Source organism: Blautia sp. 1033sp1_1033st1_G9_1033SCRN_220408 (assembly GCF_040929965.1).
In the GTDB taxonomy this organism is placed as follows: domain Bacteria; phylum Bacillota; class Clostridia; order Lachnospirales; family Lachnospiraceae; genus Blautia_A; species Blautia_A ammoniilytica.
Map to the genome: position 1 here is coordinate 228,781 of NZ_JBFKZO010000003.1, position 24,689 is coordinate 253,469.

A 24,689-nucleotide genomic window follows, 5' to 3' on the forward strand; every position below is an offset into this window, starting at 1 on the left:
CTAATAGAAAAACTTATAAAACTAGATTTTAGTCTATCATATGAAACAACAATGTCAAGTAAAATTCCCCTGACTGCTGTTCTTTTGTGTATGCAATCTGCAGAATCAGCGGTTATTGATTGCTGTAACAAGGGCATCAATGGATGCACGGATAATATCCGGATCCACACCTGCACCCCATGCCATGGTTCCATCCGGCTTCTTGATTCCCACATAGGCAATTGCCTTGGAGCTTGAACTTTTTTCCAATGCATGCTCCTGATATACTTCCAGAGAATACTTCAGTTCGTATGCTTTCTTTAATGCATTGCTGACAGCATCCAGACGTCCGTTACCAATTGCTTCTGTGGTAATCGTCTTTCCTTTGAAGGTTGATGTAACTCTGGTGGAAATTCCATTTTCTGTCTGCTGGAAATGAACCTCATGAATACTATATGGCTCAACTACATTTTCATAGGTTCTCTTAAACAGTCCGAAGATTTCATCCGGATGGAGCTCTTTATGCAGATGGTCGGATACAGCTTTGGCTGTATAACCCATAGCCTCACGCATTTTCGGTGGAAGATTCAGACCGTACTTGGTTTCCAGGATATAACCTACGCCGCCTTTTCCGGACTGGCTGTTAATACGGATAACATCTGCATCATAATTACGTCCCACATCTGTAGGATCAATAGGCAGATAAGGCACTGTCCAATGGTTAGGATCTTTTTCCTCGATCCAGTGCATTCCTTTTGCAATGGCATCCTGATGGGATCCGGAGAATGCAGCAAATACAAGTGCTCCGCTGTATGGGCTTCTTTCATTGATGTGCATTCCTGTACATGCCTCATAGACCTCACATACGTGTGGCATGTCAGAGAAATCAAGCCCCGGATCCACACCCTGGGAATACATATTCATGGCCAATGTAACAATATCCACGTTACCGGTACGCTCTCCATTTCCAAAAAGAGTACCCTCGATCCTGTCTGCCCCTGCCAGAATACCCATCTCTGTATCTGCCACACCACAGCCTCTGTCATTATGAGGATGAAGGGATACTATCACATTATCTCTGTACTTCATATGTTTACACATATACTCTACCTGACTTGCATATACATGAGGCATTGCCAGTTCTACTGTTACAGGCAGATTGATAATGCATTTATTATCTGGTGTAGGCTGCCATACATCCAGAACTGCATTGCAGACTTCAAGGGCATATTCCGGCTCTGTGCCGGTAAAGCTTTCCGGGCTGTACTCAAACTGGAAATTGCCTTCTGTTTCATCAGCAAGTTCTTTTAACAGTCTGGCACCATCTACAGCAATTTTCAGGATCTCTTCTTTTGACTTTTTAAATACCTGTTCCCTCTGTGCAACAGATGTGGAATTGTAAACATGTACAATGGCCTTTGGTGCACCTTTCACTGCTTCAAAGGTCTTTCGGATAATATGCTCTCTTGCCTGTGTCAGTACCTGGATGGTTACATCTTCAGGAATCAGATTCTGATCGATCAGTGTGCGCAGGAAAGTATATTCTGTTTCAGATGCAGCAGGAAATCCTACTTCGATCTCTTTAAAACCAATCTGTACAAGCAACTTGAAAAACTCCACCTTCTGATCAAGACTCATAGGGATCACCAGCGCCTGGTTGCCATCACGAAGATCTACAGAACACCATGCAGGAGCCTTGTCAACATACTCCTTTTTCGTCCAATCCAGACATACTTCCGGTGGCATATAATACTGTTTCTGATATTTACCTGGGTTCATCATCTTATTATTTCCTCCATTTCTTTTTCTCTTTGTCATTATTAATGAAACAAAAAAATCTTCCATCTTCTGCATTTCTGCAAGAGACGAAAGATCTGATCATCTACGCGGTACCACTCTTATTTCATGAATAAAATTCATACACTCACTGGATACGGAACGAAAATTCATCCTTATATCCATTCCATGTAACGGTGGATACCGTCTGCTCCTACTCTCCATAACACTCTGATATGTATAATAAATGTCAGGCTTTGGGATCAGCTACTCCGAGGCGAGTTCCATAAATTCCATCCACTGCTTTCCACCAGCCAGCAGCTCTCTGTGCTTCGGTTCCTTATGTACTATTCCTCATCTGTGCATTTAAACTATGAAATTATGATCAAGAGTCAAAATATCTCTAACTCTTGAAGTCTTTATCACTATACACCAGAAAAGTGTAAAAATCAAGCATTTTATTTTTTTATAGTAGATGATACATTGTTTCGTATTTTTATTGTATAGTGCTATATTTTTTATGTGTAGACCCATCCCATTATTTGCCGAACAAAGGCTGAAGATGCTGAGGGAGCACCACTTCAAAAATCGTTCCGCCTGACGGATTGTCTTTAACCGTAATGCTTCCATCATGAGCACGCACGATTTCATGTACCAGTGCAAGGCCAAGCCCTACACCACCCAGTTCACGGCTTCTGGATTTGTCTACACGGAAAAATGGTTCAAACACCCGCTCCTTAAGTTCCCTGGGAATACCACTTCCTGTATCCTCTACCGAAAGATAAACGTTTTTGTCTTTTTGATAAGAGGTGACTGTAACCTGACCTCCTGAATGGTTATATTTTATTGCATTCTCAACCAGATTATATACCACCCTGTAAATCAGAATATCGCTTCCCTGCATATTTGCATTCCTGCAATTTCCAATAAGCCGAATATTCTTTTCTATTGCAAGCGGTTCCAGATCTGCGATCACTTCTTCAACAAGTGCATCCACCATGATAATATCATCACGTTCCACACTCTGAAGCTCACTCATATCCAAAAGGGTCTTGATCATTTTACTTAGTTTTTCATTTTGTTCCATGACCATAGTGATTGTCTGTTCTGTACATTCATCATTATGTTTATGCTGAGTGGAATGATATAAATCCAGCTGTACCTGCATCAATGATAAAGGTGTGCGAAGCTCATGAGCTGCATTGGCAGTAAATTGTCTCTGCACATCAAATGCTTCTGAAAGGCGTTCCAGCATCTTGTTATACGACACACTGATCTGGTTTAACTCCTTAACCTCATTTTCTTCCAGCCTGGAGTCTGACAGATTTTGTGCCTGCACTTCTTCCATTTTATCTGCAATTTTTCTTAGTGGTTTTAATGCATGTCCAACTATAAAATATGTAACAACGCCGCCAAGAAGTGCCAGCAGCGTTGAAAACATCAGACTGCTTTTCTTGTAATCAGCTTTGTTATTGTATACCTGAATAGAAAAATCATCAGCAAAATCATTCCATTTATCATCAGGAATATTAATATATATTTCATCTTGTTCCTTACCATTACCCTGATCGCTTTTAGCATCAACTGTATCCTGCAGCAAATCAATATAATATACACCATTCTTATAAACAAACAGGGTAAGACATCCGCATATAATTGCAATAAACAACGTAGTGAGGATCGTAATCCTCCACTGAAGTGACATTTTTCTCATCGCTCTGATTCCTCTCGTATCTTATAGCCTTCACCAACCTTGTTCAGGATCGGATCATAACCAAGCACTGCCTTAAGCTTTTTTCTAAGAGAAGACATGTGCACCCGGATAGACCCGCTAAAGCTGTCCACAGACGCATCCCATACATGTTCCATAAGTTCTTCCTGACTGATCGGCCGACCCTGATTAAGAAGCAGATATTCCAAAATCCCATTTTCTTTTCTGGTTAAATGTACTTTTTCTTCTTTTACGTAAGCCTCACGCTTTCTGGTATCAAACCGTATGTCTCCTGCTTTCAGGCAAACATCTCTTTGTACAAATCTGCGCCGTGTAAGACTTCTGATACGTGCTTCAAGTTCCTGCAGATGAAAAGGCTTTTCCATATAATCATTGGCCCCTGCATCCAGCCCCTCCACCTTATCTGCGATCTGGCTTCTTGCAGACAATATAAGAACCTTTGTATCCTCATTTTTCTTTCTGAGTTCTTTTAAAATATCCATGCCATCCATACCGGGAAGATTCAGATCCAAAACGATCAGATCATAATTCTCTGCCAGAATATAATCAAGCGCCTCTTCCCCATCGTAACAGGTATCCACCTCATATCCTGCATCATATAAACTTTTTGCAACAGTGTCGCATAATTTTTTCTCGTCTTCAACAATTAATAATCTCAAATTTTCCACCTGCTTCTTAACAGAAATTTTACAACAGTTATTGTATAATACAAACATCAGCTGGTCAATATATGCAGGAAATGAAAAGAGCAACGATTATGCAAGAAAAGTATGGCATATATGCCATAAATTAAAAAAGTATCATGTCTGCCAAAACGAAAGGAGTAATAAGATTTTGAAGTGTAAAAAAATGTCTCAACTTGTTTTACTTATTACAGGCATAGCTATGATTAGCTATGGTGCGATAAGAGGCGAAGCCGCCACCGTACTGGGAAAAGCAATAAAATTATGTCTGGAGTGTGTTGGAATTGGATAAAAAAACGAATTTACGATCAAAAAAAATTGCACAGATCCGTGGGTGGATACAGGCAGCTGCCACACTTCTTACCAACATTCACATTCCCAATGTGTTCAAAGGCCAAATATATCAAGGCAAGGCGAAAACTGTATGTGTTCCAGGATTAAACTGCTATTCCTGTCCTGCTGCCACAGGTGCATGCCCAATTGGTGCATTTCAGGCAGTGGTTGGCTCATCCAAGTTTAAATTCTCATATTACATAACCGGTTTTTTTATTTTGCTTGGTGTGCTGCTGGGGCGATTTATCTGTGGATTTTTGTGTCCGTTTGGATGGTTTCAGGATTTACTTCATAAAATCCCCGGAAAGAAATTATCCACAGCCAGGCTGAAGCCTTTAAGATACCTGAAATATATCATTCTTATTGTTTTCGTCATACTTCTGCCAATGCTTGTAACGAACTCGATAGGAATGGGAGATCCATTCTTCTGCAAATATATTTGTCCGCAAGGTGTGCTGGAAGGTGCAATACCATTGTCATTGGGAAATGCAGCTATACGTTCTGCATTGGGAAATTTATTTACATTCAAGTGTCTTATTTTGATTACCGTAGTTATTTTAAGCATCCTGTTTTACAGGCCTTTCTGCAAATGGATATGTCCTCTTGGTGCAGTTTATTCACTGTTTAATAAGGTATCCCTTCTTGGCATTCAGGTGGAAAGCAGCAAATGCGTGGGATGTAACAAATGTGCAAAAGCATGTAAAATGGACGTGGATGTACGCAAAACACCAAACCATATGGAATGTATCCGGTGCGGAGCCTGCATAAAGGCTTGTCCCACAGATGCGATCCATTACCAGTTCATGGGGAAAACATGTACCAAAAAGGACAGCTGCAATAGCCAGCAATAAGAAACAGTTACCTGATTAATACATTAATACAGTTATCCAATTAATCTTATTATAATTATTTAAAGGAGTTTATTATCATGAAAGCAAAAAAAGTACTTATCACACTCTTAGCACTTGGCACCGCATTATCATTTACCGCATGTAACGGAGGAACTACGGAAAAGGAAACTGCAAAAACCGAATCCGCTAAAACTGAATCTTCCAAAACTGAAACCACTAATACAGAAACCACTAATACAGAAACCACGGAAGCAGATAAAACAGAAACTGTAAAAGCAGACACAGAAAATACTGAAACAGAAAATACAGGATCAGATACCGCCCAAATTACTTATGAAGAGACTGACACTGATCCATCTGACAATACTTCAGATCCAGAGCTTGACAATTTGTATCAGCAGGAAAACCAGCTTTTTGCAGACCACAAAGATGCATGGGACAAAGCTTTTGGTCTGATGAGCAAAAGCTCTGCCGATTCAAGTGGAAATTACGCAGATTTTCTTTCTGATACAGTTGAATCAAACAAGGATTCTTTTACAGATGAGCAGTATCAGACCCTTACAGATGATATTGAAACCATACGAAAAATTGAAGAACAGATTGCAGAACTTGAAAAGAAAAATGCAGAAACAGACACTTCAGAAACAAAAACTGCGTCAGATGATTCCTCTCCTTTTAATAACTTTTCCGGAAAAGATTTCGATGGAAATTCAGTTGATGAAAGTCTGTTTTCCAAAAATGCAGTAACAGTTGTTAATTTCTGGTTTACCGGGTGCAAACCTTGCGTAGCTGAATTATCCAAGCTTAACGAATTAAATGATGCCATCAAATCCATGGGCGGAGAAGTAGTAGGCATCAACACAGAGACTTTTGATGGGAATGAAGATGCGATCAAAGAAGCAGCTTCGATTCTTGAAAGTCAGGGAGCAAAATACCGCAATCTTTCCATTGACTCTGATTCTGATGCAGGAAAATATGCCTCAAGTATTATGGCATTTCCCACAACAATTTTAGTAGATCGAAATGGGAATATTGTAGGAGATCCTATGCTGGGCGGAATTGACAACCAGGACAATTACGATGCTCTGATGAAACAGATTCAATCTGTAATTGATGCTGATAGCACAGAGAAATAAATTTCACAAAAACGTTTACAGTCTGAAAGCCACCCACGAACGGGTGGCTTTCAGACTGTAAACAAACTTGAATTGCAAAACGGAAATCATTGAAAACACTGAAAAATCGTAAATACAATAGATTGGAGCAATGAGGTAATCAAAGGCAATCAAAAAGCAAACAAAAAGAGTTCAGTGCAGACGCTCCAAACTCTTGATTTTACTGAATTTAATTTTAATCGGGGCAACAGGATTTGAACCTGCGACCTCACGGCCCCCAGCCGTGCGCGCTACCAAGCTACGCCATACCCCGCAACAGAAAATATTATATCAGCATTCACCTGAAAAAGCAACTGTTTTTTTACTTATATGTATTTTCTTATGAACCTCTCTGTATTTTCTTATTTGACAAAGTTCATAATATTCTTTACATTTATCAAAAACAAAGAAAATCCTGAGAGAACGGATGCAGAATGACTGAAGCAGGATTATTGCAATTGCAGTTTATTGCAATTGCAGATCCTGTACTTTGCCAGATTTATTCTGCTTACGTACTCTCAGGATGTATAAGTATGATGAAAAGTTAGCTGAATCTTATGCCTTCTTGCTGTTAATATAGTTTACAAGGCCTTCTGCTTTAATGATCTTCTGCATGAACTCCGGGAAAGCCTGCCCTTTAAACTCCGTACCTTTTGTGCGGTTGTAGATCATACCGGAATCAAAATCAACCTCTACCTGATCTCCATCCTCAATCCCCTTGCTCGCTTCCGGACATTCAATGATCGGAAGTCCGATATTGATGGCATTTCTGTAAAAAATACGTGCAAAGGTCTCAGCGATCACACAGCTTACTCCTGCTGCCTTAATAGCGATAGGTGCATGCTCACGGGAAGAACCGCAGCCAAAGTTCTTATCTGCTACGATAATATCTCCCTTTTTCACCCTTTTCACAAATGTATTATCAATATCTTCCATGCAGTGGGTAGCCAGTTCTGCCGGATCTGAAGAATTCAGATAACGTGCAGGAATGATTACATCTGTATCTACATTATCTCCATATTTAAAAACAGTTCCTTTTGCCTGCATCTTTTATTCCTCCTTATAATCCCAGTTCTTCCGGTGCAGAAATCTTACCTGTAACAGCACTGGCTGCTGCTACAGCCGGGCTTGCCAGATATACCTCTGAATCCACATGACCCATACGGCCTACAAAGTTACGGTTGGTAGTGGAAATACATCTCTCGCCTGCTGCCAGGATACCCATATAACCGCCAAGACAAGGTCCACAGGTAGGTGTACTTACAACTGCACCTGCTTCAATAAAGATCTTCAAAAGGCCTTCATCCATAGCCTGAAGGTAGATGGCCTGAGTTGCCGGGATCACGATGCAGCGCACGCCCTTTTTTACTTTACGTCCTTTCAGGATCTGAGCTGCCACACGAAGATCATCAATGCGGCCGTTTGTGCAGGAGCCGATCACAGACTGATCGATCACAACAGGCTCTGTGATCTGTGAAATAGTCTTCGTATTCTCCGGAAGATGTGGGAATGCAATGGTAGGCTCCAGTTCACCAAGATCGATGGTATACTCAGCTTCATAAACTGCATCCTCATCTGCCTCATAAATCTTATACGTTCTTACGGAATGCTCCTTCATGTACTGCTTGGTCAGCTCATCTACAGGGAAGATACCGTTCTTTCCTCCTGCCTCGATCGCCATATTTGCAATTGTAAAACGATCATCCATGGAAAGATTCTTAATCCCCTCACCGGTAAACTCCATAGACTTGTAAAGTGCTCCGTCCACACCGATCATGCCGATGATATGTAAGATCACATCTTTTCCGCTGACCCATTTCTTTGGTTTGCCCACAATATTAAATTTAATAGCTGCCGGAACTTTAAACCATGCTTTTCCGGTAGCCATACCAGCTGCCATATCCGTACTTCCCACACCAGTAGAAAATGCACCCAGTGCGCCGTAGGTGCAAGTATGTGAATCCGCACCGATCACTACGTCACCTGCAACCGTAAGACCTTTCTCAGGAAGCAGCGCATGCTCAATTCCCATCTGTCCCACATCAAAATAATTGGTGATATCATGACGACAGGCAAACTCTCTGACACATTTGCAGTGTTCTGCAGATTTGATATCTTTGTTTGGGATAAAATGATCCATTACCAGTGCAATCTTGTCTTTATTAAAAACTGTATCAACAGTCATTTTGTCCATCTCATGAATAGCCACTGGTGAAGTAATATCATTTCCCAGCACCAGATCCAGATCTGCTTCAATCAGCTGTCCTGCTTCCACATGATCCAGTCCTGCATGAGCTGCCAAAATTTTCTGTGTCATTGTCATTCCCATTCTCATATTCCTCCTGTAACATTTCTGTGCAGCTGTCCACTTTCTCCCGGCTGCTCGACTTGAATTTATATTGGTATTCTATCACAGCTTCTGCTATAATGAAAATACATATTTATCATACTTGCTATAAATATTATTTATGGAAGGAGCTTTTATGCAGGAAAATCTTTCACTATACCACATTTTTTATGCTACCGGCCGTACCGGAAATATTTCACAGGCAGCCAGGGAATTGTACATCAGCCAGCCCGCCATCAGCCATGCCATCAAAAAGCTGGAACAGAATCTGGATACCGTTCTTTTCAAACGTAATTCAAGAGGAGTGGAACTGACTGCAGACGGACAACTTCTTTACGAAAAAGTAAAAGAAGCTTTCTCTTTACTTGGAGAAGGAGAAGAATCCATCCTTCATAATCATTCCAGAGAGATCCCAAGGCTGCGGCTTGGAGCCAGCTCCACCTTGTGTAAATACGTACTTATGTCCTATCTTCAAAACTACATCTCTGTGAACCCTCAGGTACGTATTAATATTTCCTGCCAGTCCACTTATCAGACTCTGAAACTTCTGGATGACAACAAGATCGATCTTGGACTGATCGGCAGACCCCATAAGCTTACCGGTTATCATTTCCGTCCACTGCTTGGTATCCAGGATACCTTTGTGGCAACCAGACAATATCTGAAAAACCAGCAGCAGCTTTTCCCTTCTGAACCTTTGATCCATACGGCAACGTTTATGATGCTGGATGAAGATAATATCACCCGCCAGTCAGTAAATTCCCTTTTAAAAGAAAACCGTATAGAATTAAGCCATATTCTGGAGGTAACATCTATGGATCTTCTGATCCAATTTGCAAAGATCGGGCTTGGGATTGCCTGTGTAATCCGGGAATTTGTAGAAGATGACCTGGCAAGCGGTGCTCTTGTGGAAGTACCTATGGGCTTTGCCTTTCCAGTACGGCAGATAGGATTTGTATGCAGAAAAAAAGAAGAAGAACTGCCTCTCCTTAGACAGTTCTTCCGGTAATTGAAATATAAGACAGGTAAAACCTGTTTTGTAAATAACGATTAGTTATTGATCAGCTTGTCCTCGCCATTCCAGCTGTAGAGTTTACGGATCTCCTCGCCAACCTTCTCTGACGGATGCTCTGCAGCTTTCTTTCTCATAGCTTTGAAGTGAACCTGACGGCCTGCCGGGCTCATATCAAGCAGGAATTCTTTTGCAAAAGTACCATCCTGGATATCGGAAAGGATCTTCTTCATAGCTTTCTTTGTATCTTCTGTGATCAGTTTTGGTCCTGTAATATAATCGCCATACTCTGCAGTATTGGAGATAGAATATCTCATACCTGCAAATCCGGACTGATAGATCAGGTCAACGATCAGCTTCATCTCATGGATACACTCAAAGTAAGCATTTCTCGGATCATATCCAGCCTCACAAAGAGTCTCAAATCCAGCCTGCATCAGGGCACATACACCGCCGCAAAGTACAGCCTGCTCACCAAACAGGTCTGTCTCTGTCTCTGTTCTGAAAGTAGTTTCAAGAACTCCGGCTCTTGCTCCACCGATACCAAGTGCATATGCAAGTGCCATATCAAGAGCTTTGCCTGTGTAATCCTGCTCTACAGCTACCAGACACGGAACACCTTTACCAGCCTGATACTCACTTCTTACTGTATGGCCAGGTCCCTTAGGAGCGATCATAGTAACATCTACGAATTTCGGAGGCACGATACATCCAAAATGAATATTGAAGCCATGAGCAAACATCAGCATATTGCCTTCTTCCAGGTTCGGCTCAATGTCTCTCTTATACATATCTGCCTGCTTCTCATCATTGATCAGAATCATAATGATATCAGCCTGCTTTGCAGCCTCTGCTGCTGTGTATACTTTAAAGCCCTGCTCCTCTGCTTTCTTCCAGGAACGGCTTCCTTCATAAAGTCCGATGATCACGTCACATCCTGAATCCTTTAAGTTCAGTGCATGTGCATGACCCTGGCTGCCGTAACCAATGATTGCAATTTTTTTACCCTCAAGCAAAGAAAGGTTACAGTCTTCCTGATAAAAAATTCTTGCTGCCATTATTATTTCCTCCTACTGTTTGTCTATATATTGTTAAGAGTATGCCCAATACCCTGGGATACAGACATCTCCTAGCGAACTGCTTCTGTGGGCTTTCTCTGTTTAAAAGTAGCAAACTCCTCCGCTGCCTCTGGAAAGTCCTGTCACACCGGCTCTTGCCAGCTCCAGTATCTCATAGTCTCCCATAAGATCGATAAAGGCCTCCAGCTTACTCTTGCTTCCTGTCATTTCAACGACCAGAGAATCTCTGCTAACATCAACAATGCTTGCCCTGAAAATATTGGCCACTGAAATGATCCCATCACGCTGCTCCGGCTTCGCTGCAACTTTTACCAGCACTGTCTCACGAACAACGCTCTGCTGTGGATCCAGAACTTTAATATCCCTTACATCCACAAGCTTGGAAAGCTGATTCGTAATCTGACCCAGAATGGCATCATCACCACTGCATACTACTGTAATGCGTGTAAAATTCTCATCTGCTGTCACTCCTGCAGTAATGCTGTCTATATTATAGCCGCGGCGGCTGAACAGACCGGCGATCCGGCTCAGCACACCGGAAGTGTTGTCTACCAGCAAAGATAAAATTCTTTTCTGCAAAATCGACTCCCTCCCGCCACCTATAGGCTTTTTACTTTTTTATCATTATAGCAACAAAATTCTGTTTGTCAATGCGAAATGCCACTTTATTGCATTAATTCATTAAAAATTTTTAATTCCTGGCTCAAAAGTCAAATCAGGTACTTATCTCTAAGCTCTTCCACCGCTCTTGGAGTAAGATACAAGCCTCTTCTAAGGAAACGTTCCACAGTACCGTATTCCTGGCGGATGATCTGAAATACACGATCAATATAGGATTCCTTTACTCTGAAAAAGATACTCATATTCTCGGCAACCCTGGGGCTGTCCATGCCCATTGCTTCCAAATATAAAAGCATATACTGAAGCTCTGCTTCCAAATAGGCATTGGAACGCATGAAATCTTCTCTTACAGTGTCCTCCGGAATATCAAGGGCACAAAGCAAAAGAGCCGTGGCCACTCCTGCCCTGCCCGTGCCGTCCCAGCTGTGCCAGAGCACTGCCCCTTCTTTATGACGGATCAATACATCTAAAAATCTGGCATACTGATTCACAGAGTAACGGTCACGGATCAGATTCTCATACATCTGATCCATGTACTTTTCACCGTCTCCTTGGTAGGTCAAAAGCCGATTACAAACCCTGCCTTCTCCAAACAGCCCCAGATTCTCTTCATCCAAAATGGGAATGTGGTAATATTCCACACCTCGCAGGATCACATCCGGTTTTTCCTTTCGCTCAGTATTGGAGCGGAAATCCACCACGGTTTTTACCCGATACTCTTCTGTAAGCAGCTGCTTATCAGCCTGTGAAGCATGATACAGTTCTCCGCTGCGCAGAAGCTTTCTTGGCAGGATATGCCGGCCATCCCTGGCAGTCAATGCCCCCAGATCCCTGGTATTGGGAAGGGACTGCAACGGAAGCCTGCCACCTCTTGGAAAGCCAACTGCCATCTCCGGGTTCAGAGCTTTCAGAAGGCGGAGACATTCCTGTACCTCTTTCTCTGTCATGTCAAACATATAACGTTTTTTACGCTTGGTAACAACAACCAGATAGTTGGAAATGATCTGTTTCACACTTCCTCCGGGGGAATCGTCTCCCTCCCGACGCATATAAGCCCACACAATGTCCTTACAGGGAAGGCTGTTCAGCATCATGTGGCGGCTGTATGCCAGATAACCATCTTCTATACGTATCTTACCGTATCTCATATATACAATCTTCCTCCATTTTGCTATACTCCGAAAGAATAACACATTCCGGAAAATTTGACAATTCCCACTGTAAGGCTATAATAAAACCACCACACATCTTACTACAGAAAGGAACAAATACTAAAATGGAAAATCTGATCTTTTGTCTTAATGCAACGATTCCTATCTTTCTTACTTTAATGTTGGGACTTTTTTTCAGAAAAGCCGGACTTTTTGATGAGTCTTTTGTAAGCAAAATGAACAAATTTGTTTTTAAAGCGGCCCTTCCTGCTCTTCTTTTCCAGGACATTGCAGATATGGACATCTACAGCGTATGGGACGGCAAGATGGTGCTTTTCTGTTTTTTTGCCACACTGATCAGCATCCTGATCTCAATAGGCTTTTCCTTTCTATTAAAACCCAGGGATATTCAGGGGGAATTTGTCCAGGCATCCTATCGGAGCAGTGCTGCTGTGCTTGGTATTGCCATTATCCAGAATATGTATGGAGATGCAGGAATGGCTCCCCTTATGATCGTTGCCAGCGTACCTCTTTATAACATTATGGCAGTCACTGTACTGTGTCTGTTCCGTCCTGGCAATTCAGGAATTTCCATGCCAGTGATCAAACGCACTCTGAAAGGGATTGCCACCAATCCCATAATCCTTGGGATCGTTGCCGGCTCCATCTGGTCCCTGCTCCGCCTTCCTATGCCTAAAATTCTCTCTACTACCGTTGGAAATCTGGCCAAAACTGCCACACCTCTGGGACTGATGGCAATGGGCGGCGCACTTGAATTCAGAAAAGCATTTTCCAGGATCCGTGCAGTACTTGCCTGCACATTTTTGAAGCTGGTTGGATATACAGCACTTTTCCTGCCGGCAACCATGCATTTCGGTTTTACTAAAGACAAACTGGCGGCCATTCTGATCATGCTTGGATCTGCAACTACTATCAGCTGTTATATTATGGCGAAAAATACGGATTATGAAGGTTCCTTTACCTCAGGTGTAGTTATGCTTACCACCTTGCTAAGTTCCTTTACCCTTACCGGCTGGCTGTTCCTGTGCCGTTCCCTGGGTATGCTTTAAGTCTTTCCCGAATGCCTGTTATACATATTTTCTTATAATCTCATAAAGGGTCTGCACACTAGGAAGAAGGATCCTTTCATCGATCTGAAACTTCGGATGATGAAATGGATGCTCCTCTCCGGGAACTGCTGCAAGAAAAACGCAGAATAGTCCTTTTGTCTGTTGATAATACCGATATGCATTATCTCCTGTAAGAAAAAGTTCATCTTCTCCCTCCAGCAGAAAATGGGATCCGAATATTGTTCTTCCTGTGTCTGCTGCTATGGCAGTAAGAGTAGGGTCATTGGCAAAGGGCAGCACCGGATCTTTTGGGAAGCTTAAACATACCTGTGCCCCGGTTACTTCTTCCACCTTATGGAAGGCCTGCTCCAGGGCCTTTTTTAATTGTTCAAAATCCTCTCTATAGCAGGCTCTGATATTTCCCACCAGCTTCACCTGATCTGAAATAATATTAGGATATTCCCCGCCATGTATGGTGCCGATCCCGGCAACATGAGGTCCTTTTCCCACATAATCGCGGCTGATCTCATGAACCTTCTGGACGACAAGACCAGCTGCATAAATACTGTCAATCCCTTTTTCCGCCTGACACCAGTGACTGGACTTTCCTTTTATCAGAATTTCCATTTTGCCGATCATAGCGGAGGCCTGCCCTTTGTGGACTGCCATACCAAGGGGCTGGTCACAGGCATAATGGAACATTAAAAATCCGTCAGCTTTCCTGCCCTTATCCTTGTCAAGAGCTCCCCCATCCAGCATCCGTACCGTACCCTCTCCAATCTCTTCTGCCGGCTCAAACAAAAAGCGGACAGCCACAGGAAAATCCTTTTGCCCGGAAAGGATCTTTGCCAGAGTCAAAGCCACTGCCAGTATCCCATCGTGACCACAGGCATGCATACAGCCTTTATTCCTGGATGCATAGGCCAGACCTGTACACTCCTGCACAGGAAGTGCATCCATTTCTGCCCGCAGAACCACCATTTTTTCTCTGTTTTTCATACAGGGATGCTCTGCGATCAAACCTGTAGGCGGCACATGCCTGACCTGATACCCCAGTTCTTCCAGATATTTCTGTATAAATGCAGAAGTTTGGAACTCCTGCAAAGCAAGCTCCGGATACTGATGGAAGTGCCGCCGAAGACGGATCACTTCCTCCTCATATTGTGAAAACTCTGTTTTTTTCAACTGAAAAACTCCTCCGCTGCCTGGATCAGATAAGTAGTATCTTTCACCCCTGCTGTCTCAAAGCAGGAATGCATGGCAAGCTGCGGCAGCCCGATATCTACCGTATTGAGTGCTGCTTGATTATTGGAAATATTGCCTAATGTGGAACCTCCTGCAATATCAGAACGATTCACAAAGATCTGATAAGGCACCTGTGCCTGCTGGCAAAGATCCTTAAACACAGCGCCTGTAAGACCATCTGTGCAGTATTTCTGGTTTGCATTATATTTCACCACAATTCCTCCATTGATCACTGGACGATTCACAGGATCTGCTTTTTCAGCATAATTTGGATGAAGCGCATGGGCATTATCAGCAGAGATCATAAAGCTTCCAGCCATTGCAGCCAAATATTCTTCATAGCTTTTTCCAAGGCCCAGATAAATACGAAGGAGACAATCCTTCAAAAAGGTAGAAGCTGCCCCCTGCTTGGTACTGCTGCCAACTTCCTCATTGTCCAGCACACAGTGGACACAGATGGAATTTTCTTTTTTGCCCTTCAGAAAGCCCTCCAGGGAGGCAAAAGCACACTGCAGATCATCCAGCCTTGGAGCGGAAACAAATTCCTCTTCAGGTCCCCAGATACTGCCCTCAGTTCTTGGGTATAGAAACAGATCATGACCAAGAATGTCTTTTTCTTTTACACCTGCTGCCTGCGCGATCCGCTTCATAAAGCTGCCCTTTGCATCTCCAAGTCCGTATAAGGGCAAAAGATCCTTCTGTGCATTATATTTGTATCCATTATTGGCTTCTCTGTTCATATGTATGGCAAGACTGGGAATCAAAGCCATATCCTCATTCATATCCACCAGGATCTGCCGGATCTCCCCCTTTTCCCTGGCGATCACACGTCCTGCCACAGAAAGAGGCCTGTCAAACCAGGGTGCCATCAGCATTCCTCCATAGGGTTCCACATTCAGGCGCACATACATTCCTTCTACATTTATCTCCGGATTCTCTTTGATCTTTAATGCAGGAGAATCACTGTGGCTTGCCAGTATGTGAAAATGGTCTGCCCCTTCTTCCGGTATGGAAAAAGCAGCCAGTGCGGAATGATTCCTTGTTGTAAAATATCTGCCTCCCGGATGGATGTCCCAGCATTCCTTTTCAGACAATTCTGTAAAGCCCTTTTTCAAAAGGCGTTTCTTCATCTGTTCCACTGCCTGAAATGCAGAAGGGCTTTTCTTTATAAATTCAAGTAACTTTTCAGCATTTTTTCTGTACATATCCAAAATCTCCTCATCCGTATGATATTCTGATTATACGCTACATTCCATTTGGCCGCAACCGGAAGGATACAGCACTTAATGTGCCTATTACATAAAAAAGCTGCTGTACCTCCTGAGTACAACAGCCTGTCCGTCAGTCTTTTATGATCAGTGCCATAAAAACAAGATCTGTATTACCTGTATTTGATAATCCGTGACCTTTGCCTGATGAAGTATAGGTAATATCCCCGGCACTCACCGGACGATATGCACCATTATCATTATACTCTCCCTGACCTGCAAGAATATAATAGGTCTCACTTTCCCCATGATGCTCATGATAACCAAGCGAGCATCCCGGCTCCAGTGTTACTTCTGCATACAGACCGCATTTCCCTGCAAGATATGGCTCTTCCAGGATCTCCTTAATGATCACATGGCCATTTCCTTCGCACATATGCTCAATACGGCTTACCTTCATAATGAAACCTCCTTTTCAATTCTGCTGATTGCCTCCAGCGTATTCTCATAGGTACCAAACGCAGTAAGCCGAAAATATCCTTCGCCCTGAGCACCAAAGCCGGAACCAGGAGTTCCTACTACATTTGCTTTTTCCAGCAGATAATCAAAAAACTCCCAGGATGTCATTTTCCCTGGTGTTTTCAGCCAGATATACGGAGCGTTCACACCACCTGAAACGGAAAAGCCTGCATTTGCAAGAGATTCCCGGATCGTTTTAGCATTCCTCATATAATAGCCTACCTGCTCCTTTAACTGTGCCTTGCCTTCCGTAGAATATACAGCTTCCCCTGCACGCTGTACGATGTAAGGAGCACCATTAAACTTAGTGCCATGACGTCTTGCCCACAGATCATGAAGTGCCACACCATCACGGACCAGTTCCTTTGGAATTACGGTAAAGCCAAGCCGCACACCTGTAAAACCTGCATTCTTGGAAAAGCTGCGAAGCTCGATAGCACAGGTTCTTGCACCTTCACACTCATAAATAGTATGTGGTACATTCTCTTCAGAAATATATGCTTCATAGGCTGCATCATAAATGATCACGCAGCCGTTTTTGTTGGCATAATCCACCCATTGCTGAAGTCCCTCTTTTGTAATAGCACCACCTGTGGGGTTATTAGGGAAACAAAGATAGATTAGATCCGGCACTTCTTCCGGCAACTCCGGCAGGAAGCCATTCTCTTCCCTGCAGGGCATGTAGATCACCCCGTCAAAATTCTCACGCTGTGTATTGTAAAAACCTGTACGTCCTGCCATAACATTAGTATCCACGTACACCGGATAAACCGGGTCGCAGACTGCCACCTTATTATCCAGTCCGAAGATCTCCTGGATATTTCCTGAGTCACTTTTGGCTCCATCGGAAACAAAAATCTCATCAGCACAGATTTGACACCCTCTATCCTGATAATCGTTTTTTGCAATGGCATTTCTCAGAAAATCATAGCCAAGATCCGGTGCATAGCCGCGAAAAGTCTCTGCATGAGCCATCTCCTCCACAGCCTTATGAAGGGAATCGATAATCGCCGGTGCCAAAGGCTGGGTCACATCTCCAATCCCAAGACTTATGATTCTTGCATCTGTATGCTCTGCCTGATATGCTTTTACTTTCTTACCGATGGTTGAAAAAAGATAACTGCCCGGTAATTTAATATAATTGTGATTTACTGTTACCATAAATATCTCCTGCCTGCCAGGAGCCTGCTGCTATATGGCCTCCTGGCTTGTTTTAATTTTATTTTCGTTTGCTGATCTCATCAGCAAGAGCCTCCCGAACACCTGCCGGATTTGCTTTTCCCTTTAATTCTTTCATGATCAGTCCTACAAAGTAGCCCATAACCTTATCCTTACCTTCAAGAAGCTGGGCAAGAGGTTCCGGATTCTCATCCAGGATCCTGGTCACAGTACTTTTAAGCAGGCCTGTATCTTCAACAATTTTCAGACCTTTCTCTTCAATGTATACCACAGGATCAATATCCTGGTCAAACACTTTTTCAAATACCCTTTTTGCATTCTGGGCACTAACCTGTTTTTTCTCTACCATATCCAGCAGATCTGCAAGATGCTTTGCACTAAAGTGCACTTTTTCCGGCTCCATTCCCTTTTCTTTTACAAGACGAAGCACCTCACCCATAAACCAGTTTGCTGTTTTTTTCGGATTCCCGGACAGCGTGGCTGTTTCTTCAAACAAATCCGCAAGATGCCTGGATTCTGTAAGGATTTCCGCATCATAAGCCGGAAGCCCGTATTCCTTTTGATAACGCTGCTGCTTTTCTTCACGGAATTCCGGAAGCTGTGCCTTCGTATCCTGGATCCACTGGTCTGAAATATGAATGGGTGGAAGATCCGGATCTGGAAAATACCTATAATCCTTTGCATCTTCCTTAGAACGCATAGCATGGGAAGATTCTTTGTTATCATCCCATCTTCTTGTTTCCTGCACTACAGGTTTTCCCATTTCAAGAAGCTCGATCTGGCGCTCCCGTTCCCCTTCAATCGCTCTTGCAATTGCTTTAAAAGAGTTCAGGTTCTTCATCTCTGTTCTTGTTCCAAATGTTTCAGAACCCGTCTCGCGGATAGAAAGGTTTACATCTGCACGCATAGATCCTTCCTGTAGCTTACAGTCAGAAACGCCCAGGTACTGCATGGTGCAGCGCAGCTTTTCCAGGTATGCGATCACTTCTTCTGCGCTTCGCATATCCGGCTCAGAAACAATCTCGATCAGCGGCACACCACTTCGGTTGTAATCTACAAGAGAACAGTCTTCCCATTCATCATGGATCAGTTTTCCTGCGTCCTCTTCCATGTGCATTTCATGAATACGGATTTTCTTTTTGCCTGCAGAAGTCTGGATCTCTACCCAGCCGTCATAACAGATTGGCAGATACAGCTGGGAAATCTGATAGTTCTGAGGGTTATCCGGATAGAAATAATTCTTTCTGTCAAATTTGCAATACTGGTTAATGCTGCAATTCGTTGCAAGCCCGGCTTTTAATGCAAATTCAACTACTTTTTTATTCAATACAGGAAGAGAGCCTGGCATACCGGTACATACCGGACAAGTGTGTGTATTTGGTGCTCCTCCAAATGCGGTAGAACAACCGCAGAATATTTTTGTTCTGGTAGCAAGCTCTACATGAACCTCCAAACCGATCACTGTTTCATACTGTTTCATGCTCTGGCACCTCCTTCTTCCGGAGTTCCAAAATCTCCTCTTGCCTGCTCATATGCATGTGCTGCGCGCAGGATCTTCTTCTCCATAAAGCAGTCACCGATCATCTGTACGCCGATAGGCAGCCCTGTGTGGTCCTTGCCGCAAGGAACAGAAATCCCAGGCAATCCGCACAGATTAACTGCAACTGTATAAATATCTCCCAGATACATAGCCAGCGGATCCTTCAGGCTTTCTCCGATCTTTGGTGCTGTATAAGGTGCTGCCGGGGCAAGAAGTACATCATATTTTTCAAATGCCTGGTTAAATTCCTGCATGATCAAAGCTTTTGTACGCAAAGCCTTCAGATAATATGCATCGTAATATCCGGAACTAAGTACAAAGGAGCCAAGCATAATACGTCTTTTTACTTCTTCTCCAAAGCCTTCTGTTCTGGAACGCTTGTACATATCATGAAGACCTTCATATTCTTTTGCCCTGTATCCATATTTCACCCCATCAAAGCGCTCCAGATTGGAGCTGGCTTCTGCACTGGCAATGATATAATAAGCAGGGATCATATATTCCATTGTTTTTACTGAGAAAAACTCAACGATTGCCCCAAGCTCTGTAAGTGTTTTCAGCACTTCCATAAAGGCAGCCTTTACTTCCGGATCAATTCCCTCTGCCAGATACTCTTTTGGAACACCAAATTTCATACCTGTGATCTTTCCATTTAAAGCTTCCATAAAATTAAGATCTTCTCTTTTTTGGGATGTACTGTCCTTAGGATCATGACCTGCGATCACCTGAAGAAGTGCTGCACAGTCTGCTACATCCTTTCCTACAGGTCCGATCTGATCCAGGGAAGATGCGTAAGCGATCAGTCCATATCTTGAAACTGTACCATAGGTCGGTTTCAGGCCTGTTACTCCGCAAAAAGAGCTGGGCTGACGGATCGAACCACCGGTATCTGAGCCCAATGCCATGTACGCTTCTCCTGCTGCTACCGCTGCACAAGAGCCGCCGGAAGAACCACCGGGTACATGCTCCAGATTCCATGGGTTTCTTGTGATTCCGTAAGCAGATGTTTCTGTGGTACTTCCCATAGCAAACTCATCCATATTTGTTTTTCCGATAATGATCATCCCTGCCTTTTCCAGCCGATCGATCACCTCTGCCTGGTACTGAGGCTCAAAGCCTTCAAGAATCTTTGAAGCACAGGTAGCAGGCTTGCCCTGTACACAGATATTATCTTTTACTGCAATAGGCACACCTGCAAGCGGGCCTGTATAAGTGCCGTCTGCAATTCCTTTTTCTACCTGTTTTGCTCTCGTATATGCTTCTTTTTTATATAAATCCAGATACGCATGTACTCTGTCTTCTTTTTTCTCGATCTGGTCAAACACAGTCTTTACACCATCAACCACACTGATCTGATGCTGTTTGATCTTTTCCGCCAGAGCCAGCGCTGTCATTTTTTCCAAATCCATGGTTTTCTCTCCTATCCTATGGTCTTGGGCACCTGATATTGTCCATCCTTTGCTTTTGGTGCATTCTTCAGCATTGCCACGCTTTCATCTCCATTTGTCACCACATCCTCACGGAATACATTAGCATTCCCGAAAATATGAGACAGTGGTACCACACCAGATGTATCCAGTTCATCCAGCTTTTCAACATAATCCAGCATTTTCTGCATATCAGCCTTAGCCTTTTCTCTTTCCTGTCCGGAAAGGGACAGCTTTGCCAGAATGCATACATTTTCCATTGTTTCGTCATCTATGATCTTTGCCATTTTTCCATCTCCTCTTATGGCTCCAGCCTGTTCATATCTCTTGGGAACAGGCATGTTTCACGTACATTATCCTCTCCCAGCAGCTGCATGGTAAGACGTTCCAGACCGATTCCCAATCCACCATGTGGCGGCATTCCATGTTTGAAAGTATCCAGATACTCCTCCATTCCTTCGGTTTCCATACCTCGTGCGGCTAACTTGTCACACAGTGCCTGGTAATCATGGATACGCTGCCCTCCTGTGGTGATCTCCAGGCCATGGAACAGAAGATCAAAGCTTAAGGTATACCTGGTATCTTCCGGATCATCCATAGCATAGAAAGGACGTTTTTTAGAAGGATAATGGGTTACAAATACAAAATCCGCATCATATTCTTCTTTAAAGTAACGGCCGATCAAGGCTTCTTCTTCAGGCTCCAGGTCAAATGGATTACGGATCTGACGTTTGTACTTTTCGAACACCAGTTGTTTTGCTTCATCAAAACGTACCTGTGGAATCCTGGACACATCCGGAAGCTGAACCTTCAGCATTTCCAGTTCCTTAGCATAATCCTTTTTCAGAAGCTCCATAGCATACTGAAGATATCCTGTCTCCATGGCCATGATCTCCTGAAAACAGTCAATATATCCCATTTCAAAATCAAGGCTTGTATATTCATTCAGGTGACGTTTGGTATTATGCTTTTCTGCACGGAACACAGGCCCCGTTTCAAACACACGGTCAAATACGCCAACCATCATCTGTTTATAAAACTGCGGGCTTTGTGCAAGAACAGCAGGCTTATGGAAATAACTGAGTTTGAACATATTTGCACCGCCTTCAGCTCCTCTGGAACCGATCTTTGGTGTGTGTATCTCTGTAAATCCCTGTTCATAAAGATAATCTCGAAAGGCCCTTGTAAGACCTTCCTGGATCCTGAATTTTGCCCTTTCCTGAAGGTTACGAAGAGAAATGGAACGGAAGTTCAGCTTTGCTTCCAGAGAAGTATTCAGCTTCCATTTATCAATTGCCAGAGGAAGAGGTTCTGCCGGTGATGACAATACTTCCAGATTTGAGATCAGAAGCTCTCTGCCCTGTGGTGCACGCTCCTCCTGGCTGACAGTTCCTGTCACTCTTACGGTCATGGCTTCTTTCAGATCACGGACAGAAACATTTGCTTTTCCCTCTTCCAGCACCGTCTGAAAAAGCCCTTCTTTTTTTCTTAAGATTACAAATGCAATTTCACCCATATTTCGGATACTGTGAATCGCACCTGCCACACAAGCCTGCTGATTCAGGATGTGGTCACTTAAAAGTTCTTCAAAGCTGCATTCTTTCTTTTCCCATTTACCATCCAAAAATTTCATTTCCTCATCCTCCATATTCACAGTGAATTGCTGCCTTTTCAGGCATTTTCTTAAACTTTATACTTCATCATATAAGAGCATTAGCACCATCTGTGCTGTTTCTACCATATTAGTACCGGAATCCATACTGCATTTCTGTATATAACGGTATGCATCCTCTTCATTCAGATGATTTCGCTCCATTAATAAAAATTTTGCATTAGATATATAATTCTGTTCTTTCCAGCTACGGGGCTTTGGCCGTTTCTTGTCTTTTTTCCATCGTCTTTCCAGCTGTGAAAGTACCATATCAACTGTATTTACCAGATCACTGGCTTTCATAGGCATTTCCACAGATAAGACGGAAGATGGCGCCTCTTTGATCACTCTGGCTGATGCAAGCAGCAACAGCTGAAAATAGGAAGGCAGATATTCCAATATATCCCGGTAATACATATCCGGCAAATGGTAGCCACAGATTAGGACTCCCCCATCTAGTTCAGACATGCTTGCCAAAGCACCTGCACCTGTGCTGCACACTGAAGCCACAGAAAAACCATACCGGATCAGGATCGCCCGTATTTTTTTCGCATCTTTGATCTTAGGCAGCGCAATTACAATGCTGCTATTCATACGTACCCGCCACTCTCTTTCGTCTTTGTTATACAAACCTTCACGCTGGTATTTCGTATTCCTGCTTCATATTCTTAAATACGATACAGATATTCTTCAATCTCCCATTGTGTCACCTGTCTTGTATAACGAAGCCATTCTTTCTTCTTTGCAGCGGTATATTCCTCACAAAATTCCTTGCCAAGAATCTCTTTCATCCACTGGCTGTTCTCAAATTCTTCTACAGCTTCACGAAGATTCTCCGGAAGATTTCCTATATTCATTGCTTTCTGATCAGATTCAGACATGGAACGATTGGAAGACTTTGTAGGATAGGTCTTCTTTTCAATTCCATCCAGTCCTGCAGCCAGACAGCAGGCAAATACAAGATATGGATTGGCTGCCGCATCCGGGCTTCTCAACTCGATCCCTGTATGTTCTCCTCTGGCACCTGGAATCCTGATAAGGGAATTCTGATTGTTTGTAGTCCAGGTAAGCTCTGTAGGTGCCTCATATCCTGGCACCAGACGCTTATAAGAATTCACCACTGGATTGGTGATCACAGCCATTTCCCTACTGTGAGCCAAAAGGCCGCCAACAAAGTAATACGCATCCTCACTTAACTCCTGTGGATTCTTTGGATCTACAAAAATATTTCTGCCCTCTTTAAATAAAGAAAACCGAATATGCATGCCGGATCCGTTAGCATCCACTTTAGGTTTTGGCATAAAGGTAGCATGAAGCCCATGACGCTTTGCAATGGTCCGCACTGCCATTTTAAAGGTCATAATGTGGTCAGCCATTTTACGGATCTCATCACATCTGAAGTCGATCTCATGCTGTGCCGGTGCAGTCTCATGATGGGAGGATTCGATCTCCATGCCCATATCCTCCAGATTCAGCACCATATCTCTTCTTGCATTCTCTCCCAGATCCACAGGACTGATATCCAGATAACCTGCCTTCTCATGAGTCAGTGTGGTAGGTACTCCATTATCGTCTGTATGGAACAGGAAAAATTCACATTCCGGGTCAATATAGCAGGTATAGCCCTTCTGCTCTGCCATTGCAGCTGTTCTTTCTAATATATATCTGGAGCTGCGTTCATTTGGCTTTCCGTCCGGTGTATAAATATCGCACAACAGTCTGGCAACCTTTCCCTGCTGGGGGCGCCATGGGAGGATAGTAAAGGTGTCAAGATCCGGATAAAGATACATATCCGGTTCTTTTTCTCCTGCGATCCCTGCAATAAAAGATCCATCTACCACGCATTCATTATTTAATGCCCTTGGAAGCTCTCTTGCGGTTATGGCTATATTTTTCAATGTTCCAAACATATCCGTAAACTGCAATCGGATAAACTCTACATCTTCATCCTCCGCCATCTGTAAAACTTCTTCTCGTGTATAATTCCCCATCTCATTCTCTCCTTTATAATAAAAAAGAGCATACTTCATACAACATCTGTATGAAGAACGCCCTTGTTCATGTTGAACATTATAGCAACGGCATTATTTGTTGTCAACTCCTTTATCACTGTGAATCAAAAAAAATACAGC

23 protein-coding genes, 1 tRNA gene and 1 other annotated feature are annotated in these 24,689 nt (G+C 43.2%); of the genes, 5 read left to right on the forward strand and 19 right to left on the reverse strand.

The features are described 5' to 3' along the window. Window positions 1-105: 105 nt before the first annotated feature. The 3 genes from AB5916_RS04045 to AB5916_RS04055 all read right to left on the reverse strand — a co-directional run bounded on the left by AB5916_RS04045 (window position 106) and on the right by AB5916_RS04055 (window position 4,203). On the reverse strand, window positions 106-1,761 hold the full coding sequence (locus AB5916_RS04045; RefSeq protein ID WP_262582584.1) for a 2-isopropylmalate synthase: 1,656 nt from the start codon (window positions 1,759-1,761) through the stop codon (window positions 106-108). 76 nt (window positions 1,762-1,837) lie between these two features. Next, window positions 1,838-2,125: a binding site (T-box leader), on the reverse strand. A gap of 168 nt (window positions 2,126-2,293) precedes the next feature. Further along, entirely contained in the window at window positions 2,294-3,469 is a 1,176-nt protein-coding gene (locus AB5916_RS04050) for a sensor histidine kinase (RefSeq protein ID WP_368189346.1), read from the reverse strand. Further along, on the reverse strand, window positions 3,466-4,203 hold the full coding sequence (locus tag AB5916_RS04055) for a response regulator transcription factor (RefSeq protein ID WP_368189347.1): 738 nt from the start codon (window positions 4,201-4,203) through the stop codon (window positions 3,466-3,468). Before AB5916_RS04055 ends, AB5916_RS04050 begins: the two co-directional genes overlap by 4 nt. Window positions 4,204-4,336: 133 nt before the next feature. On the opposite strand from AB5916_RS04055, the gene AB5916_RS04060 reads away from it, so the two are divergent. From AB5916_RS04060 to AB5916_RS04070, 3 genes are all read left to right on the forward strand, one after another. Next, complete coding sequence (locus AB5916_RS04060) at window positions 4,337-4,462, forward strand: CD1871A family CXXC motif-containing protein (RefSeq protein ID WP_244092886.1); 126 nt, start codon at window positions 4,337-4,339, stop codon at window positions 4,460-4,462. After that, the gene (locus AB5916_RS04065) at window positions 4,455-5,354 is read left to right on the forward strand and encodes a 4Fe-4S binding protein (protein ID WP_368189378.1); all 900 of its coding nucleotides are present in this window, start codon (window positions 4,455-4,457) and stop codon (window positions 5,352-5,354) included. Before AB5916_RS04060 ends, AB5916_RS04065 begins: the two co-directional genes overlap by 8 nt. 77 nt (window positions 5,355-5,431) lie before the next feature. Continuing rightward, on the forward strand, window positions 5,432-6,490 hold the full coding sequence (locus AB5916_RS04070) for a redoxin domain-containing protein (RefSeq protein ID WP_368189349.1): 1,059 nt from the start codon (window positions 5,432-5,434) through the stop codon (window positions 6,488-6,490). Between the two features lie 218 nt (window positions 6,491-6,708). Here AB5916_RS04070 and AB5916_RS04075 read toward each other — a convergent pair. The 3 genes from AB5916_RS04075 to leuC form a co-directional block, all read right to left on the reverse strand. Next, window positions 6,709-6,782 (reverse strand) — tRNA-Pro (locus tag AB5916_RS04075). Between the two features lie 281 nt (window positions 6,783-7,063). Further along, window positions 7,064-7,555 carry a 3-isopropylmalate dehydratase small subunit gene (leuD, locus tag AB5916_RS04080; RefSeq protein ID WP_158420306.1) on the reverse strand — a complete coding sequence of 164 codons (492 nt, stop codon included), beginning with the start codon at window positions 7,553-7,555 and terminating at the stop codon, window positions 7,064-7,066. A gap of 13 nt (window positions 7,556-7,568) precedes the next feature. Then, window positions 7,569-8,837 (reverse strand): 3-isopropylmalate dehydratase large subunit, encoded by a 1,269-nt coding sequence (leuC, locus tag AB5916_RS04085; protein WP_158420305.1) that lies wholly within the window; start codon window positions 8,835-8,837, stop codon window positions 7,569-7,571. Window positions 8,838-8,991: 154 nt separating this feature from the next. Between leuC and AB5916_RS04090 the strand changes: the two genes are divergently transcribed. Beyond that, on the forward strand, window positions 8,992-9,864 hold the full coding sequence (locus AB5916_RS04090; RefSeq protein ID WP_158420304.1) for a LysR family transcriptional regulator: 873 nt from the start codon (window positions 8,992-8,994) through the stop codon (window positions 9,862-9,864). A gap of 41 nt (window positions 9,865-9,905) precedes the next feature. Here AB5916_RS04090 and ilvC read toward each other — a convergent pair whose 3' ends face one another. From ilvC to AB5916_RS04105, 3 genes are all read right to left on the reverse strand, one after another. After that, window positions 9,906-10,925: a ketol-acid reductoisomerase gene (gene ilvC, locus AB5916_RS04095; RefSeq protein ID WP_158420303.1), complete on the reverse strand. Its 1,020-nt coding sequence runs from the start codon at window positions 10,923-10,925 to the stop codon at window positions 9,906-9,908. 102 nt (window positions 10,926-11,027) lie between these two features. Continuing rightward, the gene (gene ilvN / locus AB5916_RS04100) at window positions 11,028-11,525 is read right to left on the reverse strand and encodes an acetolactate synthase small subunit (RefSeq protein WP_158420302.1); all 498 of its coding nucleotides are present in this window, start codon (window positions 11,523-11,525) and stop codon (window positions 11,028-11,030) included. 131 nt (window positions 11,526-11,656) lie between these two features. Continuing rightward, the gene (locus tag AB5916_RS04105) at window positions 11,657-12,715 is read right to left on the reverse strand and encodes a tyrosine-protein phosphatase (RefSeq protein ID WP_368189351.1); all 1,059 of its coding nucleotides are present in this window, start codon (window positions 12,713-12,715) and stop codon (window positions 11,657-11,659) included. 128 nt (window positions 12,716-12,843) lie between these two features. Here AB5916_RS04105 and AB5916_RS04110 point away from each other — a divergent pair, with 128 nt between their 5' ends. Beyond that, window positions 12,844-13,788 carry an AEC family transporter gene (locus AB5916_RS04110; RefSeq protein WP_368189352.1) on the forward strand — a complete coding sequence of 315 codons (945 nt, stop codon included), beginning with the start codon at window positions 12,844-12,846 and terminating at the stop codon, window positions 13,786-13,788. 18 nt (window positions 13,789-13,806) lie between these two features. Here the strand turns inward: AB5916_RS04110 and AB5916_RS04115 are convergent, their stop codons facing one another. The 10 genes from AB5916_RS04115 to AB5916_RS04160 all read right to left on the reverse strand — a co-directional run bounded on the left by AB5916_RS04115 (window position 13,807) and on the right by AB5916_RS04160 (window position 24,548). Next, window positions 13,807-14,973: a M20 family metallopeptidase gene (locus AB5916_RS04115; RefSeq protein WP_368189354.1), complete on the reverse strand. Its 1,167-nt coding sequence runs from the start codon at window positions 14,971-14,973 to the stop codon at window positions 13,807-13,809. Continuing rightward, entirely contained in the window at window positions 14,970-16,238 is a 1,269-nt protein-coding gene (locus AB5916_RS04120; RefSeq protein ID WP_368189355.1) for a M18 family aminopeptidase, read from the reverse strand. Before AB5916_RS04120 ends, AB5916_RS04115 begins: the two co-directional genes overlap by 4 nt. Window positions 16,239-16,374: 136 nt before the next feature. After that, on the reverse strand, window positions 16,375-16,701 hold the full coding sequence (locus tag AB5916_RS04125; RefSeq protein ID WP_158420297.1) for a cupin domain-containing protein: 327 nt from the start codon (window positions 16,699-16,701) through the stop codon (window positions 16,375-16,377). Beyond that, entirely contained in the window at window positions 16,698-17,921 is a 1,224-nt protein-coding gene (locus tag AB5916_RS04130; RefSeq protein ID WP_368189358.1) for an LL-diaminopimelate aminotransferase, read from the reverse strand. Before AB5916_RS04130 ends, AB5916_RS04125 begins: the two co-directional genes overlap by 4 nt. Window positions 17,922-17,979: 58 nt before the next feature. Further along, window positions 17,980-19,419, reverse strand: coding sequence for an Asp-tRNA(Asn)/Glu-tRNA(Gln) amidotransferase subunit GatB (gatB, locus tag AB5916_RS04135; protein ID WP_368189359.1), 1,440 nt, complete (start codon window positions 19,417-19,419; stop codon window positions 17,980-17,982). Then, window positions 19,416-20,888 carry an Asp-tRNA(Asn)/Glu-tRNA(Gln) amidotransferase subunit GatA gene (gatA, locus tag AB5916_RS04140; protein WP_173726632.1) on the reverse strand — a complete coding sequence of 491 codons (1,473 nt, stop codon included), beginning with the start codon at window positions 20,886-20,888 and terminating at the stop codon, window positions 19,416-19,418. Before gatA ends, gatB begins: the two co-directional genes overlap by 4 nt. A gap of 11 nt (window positions 20,889-20,899) precedes the next feature. Then, window positions 20,900-21,193, reverse strand: coding sequence for an Asp-tRNA(Asn)/Glu-tRNA(Gln) amidotransferase subunit GatC (gene gatC, locus AB5916_RS04145; RefSeq protein WP_158420293.1), 294 nt, complete (start codon window positions 21,191-21,193; stop codon window positions 20,900-20,902). 14 nt (window positions 21,194-21,207) lie between these two features. After that, window positions 21,208-22,539: an aspartate--tRNA(Asn) ligase gene (aspS, locus tag AB5916_RS04150; RefSeq protein WP_368189360.1), complete on the reverse strand. Its 1,332-nt coding sequence runs from the start codon at window positions 22,537-22,539 to the stop codon at window positions 21,208-21,210. Between the two features lie 57 nt (window positions 22,540-22,596). Beyond that, window positions 22,597-23,151 carry an ANTAR domain-containing response regulator gene (locus tag AB5916_RS04155; protein WP_368189362.1) on the reverse strand — a complete coding sequence of 185 codons (555 nt, stop codon included), beginning with the start codon at window positions 23,149-23,151 and terminating at the stop codon, window positions 22,597-22,599. Window positions 23,152-23,225: 74 nt separating this feature from the next. Next, window positions 23,226-24,548: a glutamine synthetase family protein gene (locus AB5916_RS04160; RefSeq protein WP_368189363.1), complete on the reverse strand. Its 1,323-nt coding sequence runs from the start codon at window positions 24,546-24,548 to the stop codon at window positions 23,226-23,228. Window positions 24,549-24,689 lie beyond the last annotated feature (141 nt).

What these genes read in the sequence shown, in the direction of transcription:
- AB5916_RS04045 (WP_262582584.1), bottom strand. Translation starts at nt 1,761, where the DNA reads ATGATGAACCCAGGTAAATATCAGAAACAGTATTATATGCCACCGGAA.
- AB5916_RS04050 (WP_368189346.1), bottom strand. Translation starts at nt 3,469, where the DNA reads ATGAGAAAAATGTCACTTCAGTGGAGGATTACGATCCTCACTACGTTG.
- AB5916_RS04055 (WP_368189347.1), bottom strand. Translation starts at nt 4,203, where the DNA reads ATGTTTGTATTATACAATAACTGTTGTAAAATTTCTGTTAAGAAGCAG.
- AB5916_RS04060 (WP_244092886.1), top strand. Translation starts at nt 4,337, where the DNA reads ATGTCTCAACTTGTTTTACTTATTACAGGCATAGCTATGATTAGCTAT.
- AB5916_RS04070 (WP_368189349.1), top strand. Translation starts at nt 5,432, where the DNA reads ATGAAAGCAAAAAAAGTACTTATCACACTCTTAGCACTTGGCACCGCA.
- leuD (WP_158420306.1), bottom strand. Translation starts at nt 7,555, where the DNA reads ATGCAGGCAAAAGGAACTGTTTTTAAATATGGAGATAATGTAGATACA.
- leuC (WP_158420305.1), bottom strand. Translation starts at nt 8,837, where the DNA reads ATGGGAATGACAATGACACAGAAAATTTTGGCAGCTCATGCAGGACTG.
- AB5916_RS04090 (WP_158420304.1), top strand. Translation starts at nt 8,992, where the DNA reads ATGCAGGAAAATCTTTCACTATACCACATTTTTTATGCTACCGGCCGT.
- ilvC (WP_158420303.1), bottom strand. Translation starts at nt 10,925, where the DNA reads ATGGCAGCAAGAATTTTTTATCAGGAAGACTGTAACCTTTCTTTGCTT.
- AB5916_RS04105 (WP_368189351.1), bottom strand. Translation starts at nt 12,715, where the DNA reads ATGAGATACGGTAAGATACGTATAGAAGATGGTTATCTGGCATACAGC.
- AB5916_RS04110 (WP_368189352.1), top strand. Translation starts at nt 12,844, where the DNA reads ATGGAAAATCTGATCTTTTGTCTTAATGCAACGATTCCTATCTTTCTT.
- AB5916_RS04120 (WP_368189355.1), bottom strand. Translation starts at nt 16,238, where the DNA reads ATGTACAGAAAAAATGCTGAAAAGTTACTTGAATTTATAAAGAAAAGC.
- AB5916_RS04125 (WP_158420297.1), bottom strand. Translation starts at nt 16,701, where the DNA reads ATGAAGGTAAGCCGTATTGAGCATATGTGCGAAGGAAATGGCCATGTG.
- AB5916_RS04130 (WP_368189358.1), bottom strand. Translation starts at nt 17,921, where the DNA reads ATGGTAACAGTAAATCACAATTATATTAAATTACCGGGCAGTTATCTT.
- gatB (WP_368189359.1), bottom strand. Translation starts at nt 19,419, where the DNA reads ATGAAACAGTATGAAACAGTGATCGGTTTGGAGGTTCATGTAGAGCTT.
- gatA (WP_173726632.1), bottom strand. Translation starts at nt 20,888, where the DNA reads ATGGATTTGGAAAAAATGACAGCGCTGGCTCTGGCGGAAAAGATCAAA.
- gatC (WP_158420293.1), bottom strand. Translation starts at nt 21,193, where the DNA reads ATGGCAAAGATCATAGATGACGAAACAATGGAAAATGTATGCATTCTG.
- aspS (WP_368189360.1), bottom strand. Translation starts at nt 22,539, where the DNA reads ATGAAATTTTTGGATGGTAAATGGGAAAAGAAAGAATGCAGCTTTGAA.
- AB5916_RS04155 (WP_368189362.1), bottom strand. Translation starts at nt 23,151, where the DNA reads ATGAATAGCAGCATTGTAATTGCGCTGCCTAAGATCAAAGATGCGAAA.
- AB5916_RS04160 (WP_368189363.1), bottom strand. Translation starts at nt 24,548, where the DNA reads ATGGGGAATTATACACGAGAAGAAGTTTTACAGATGGCGGAGGATGAA.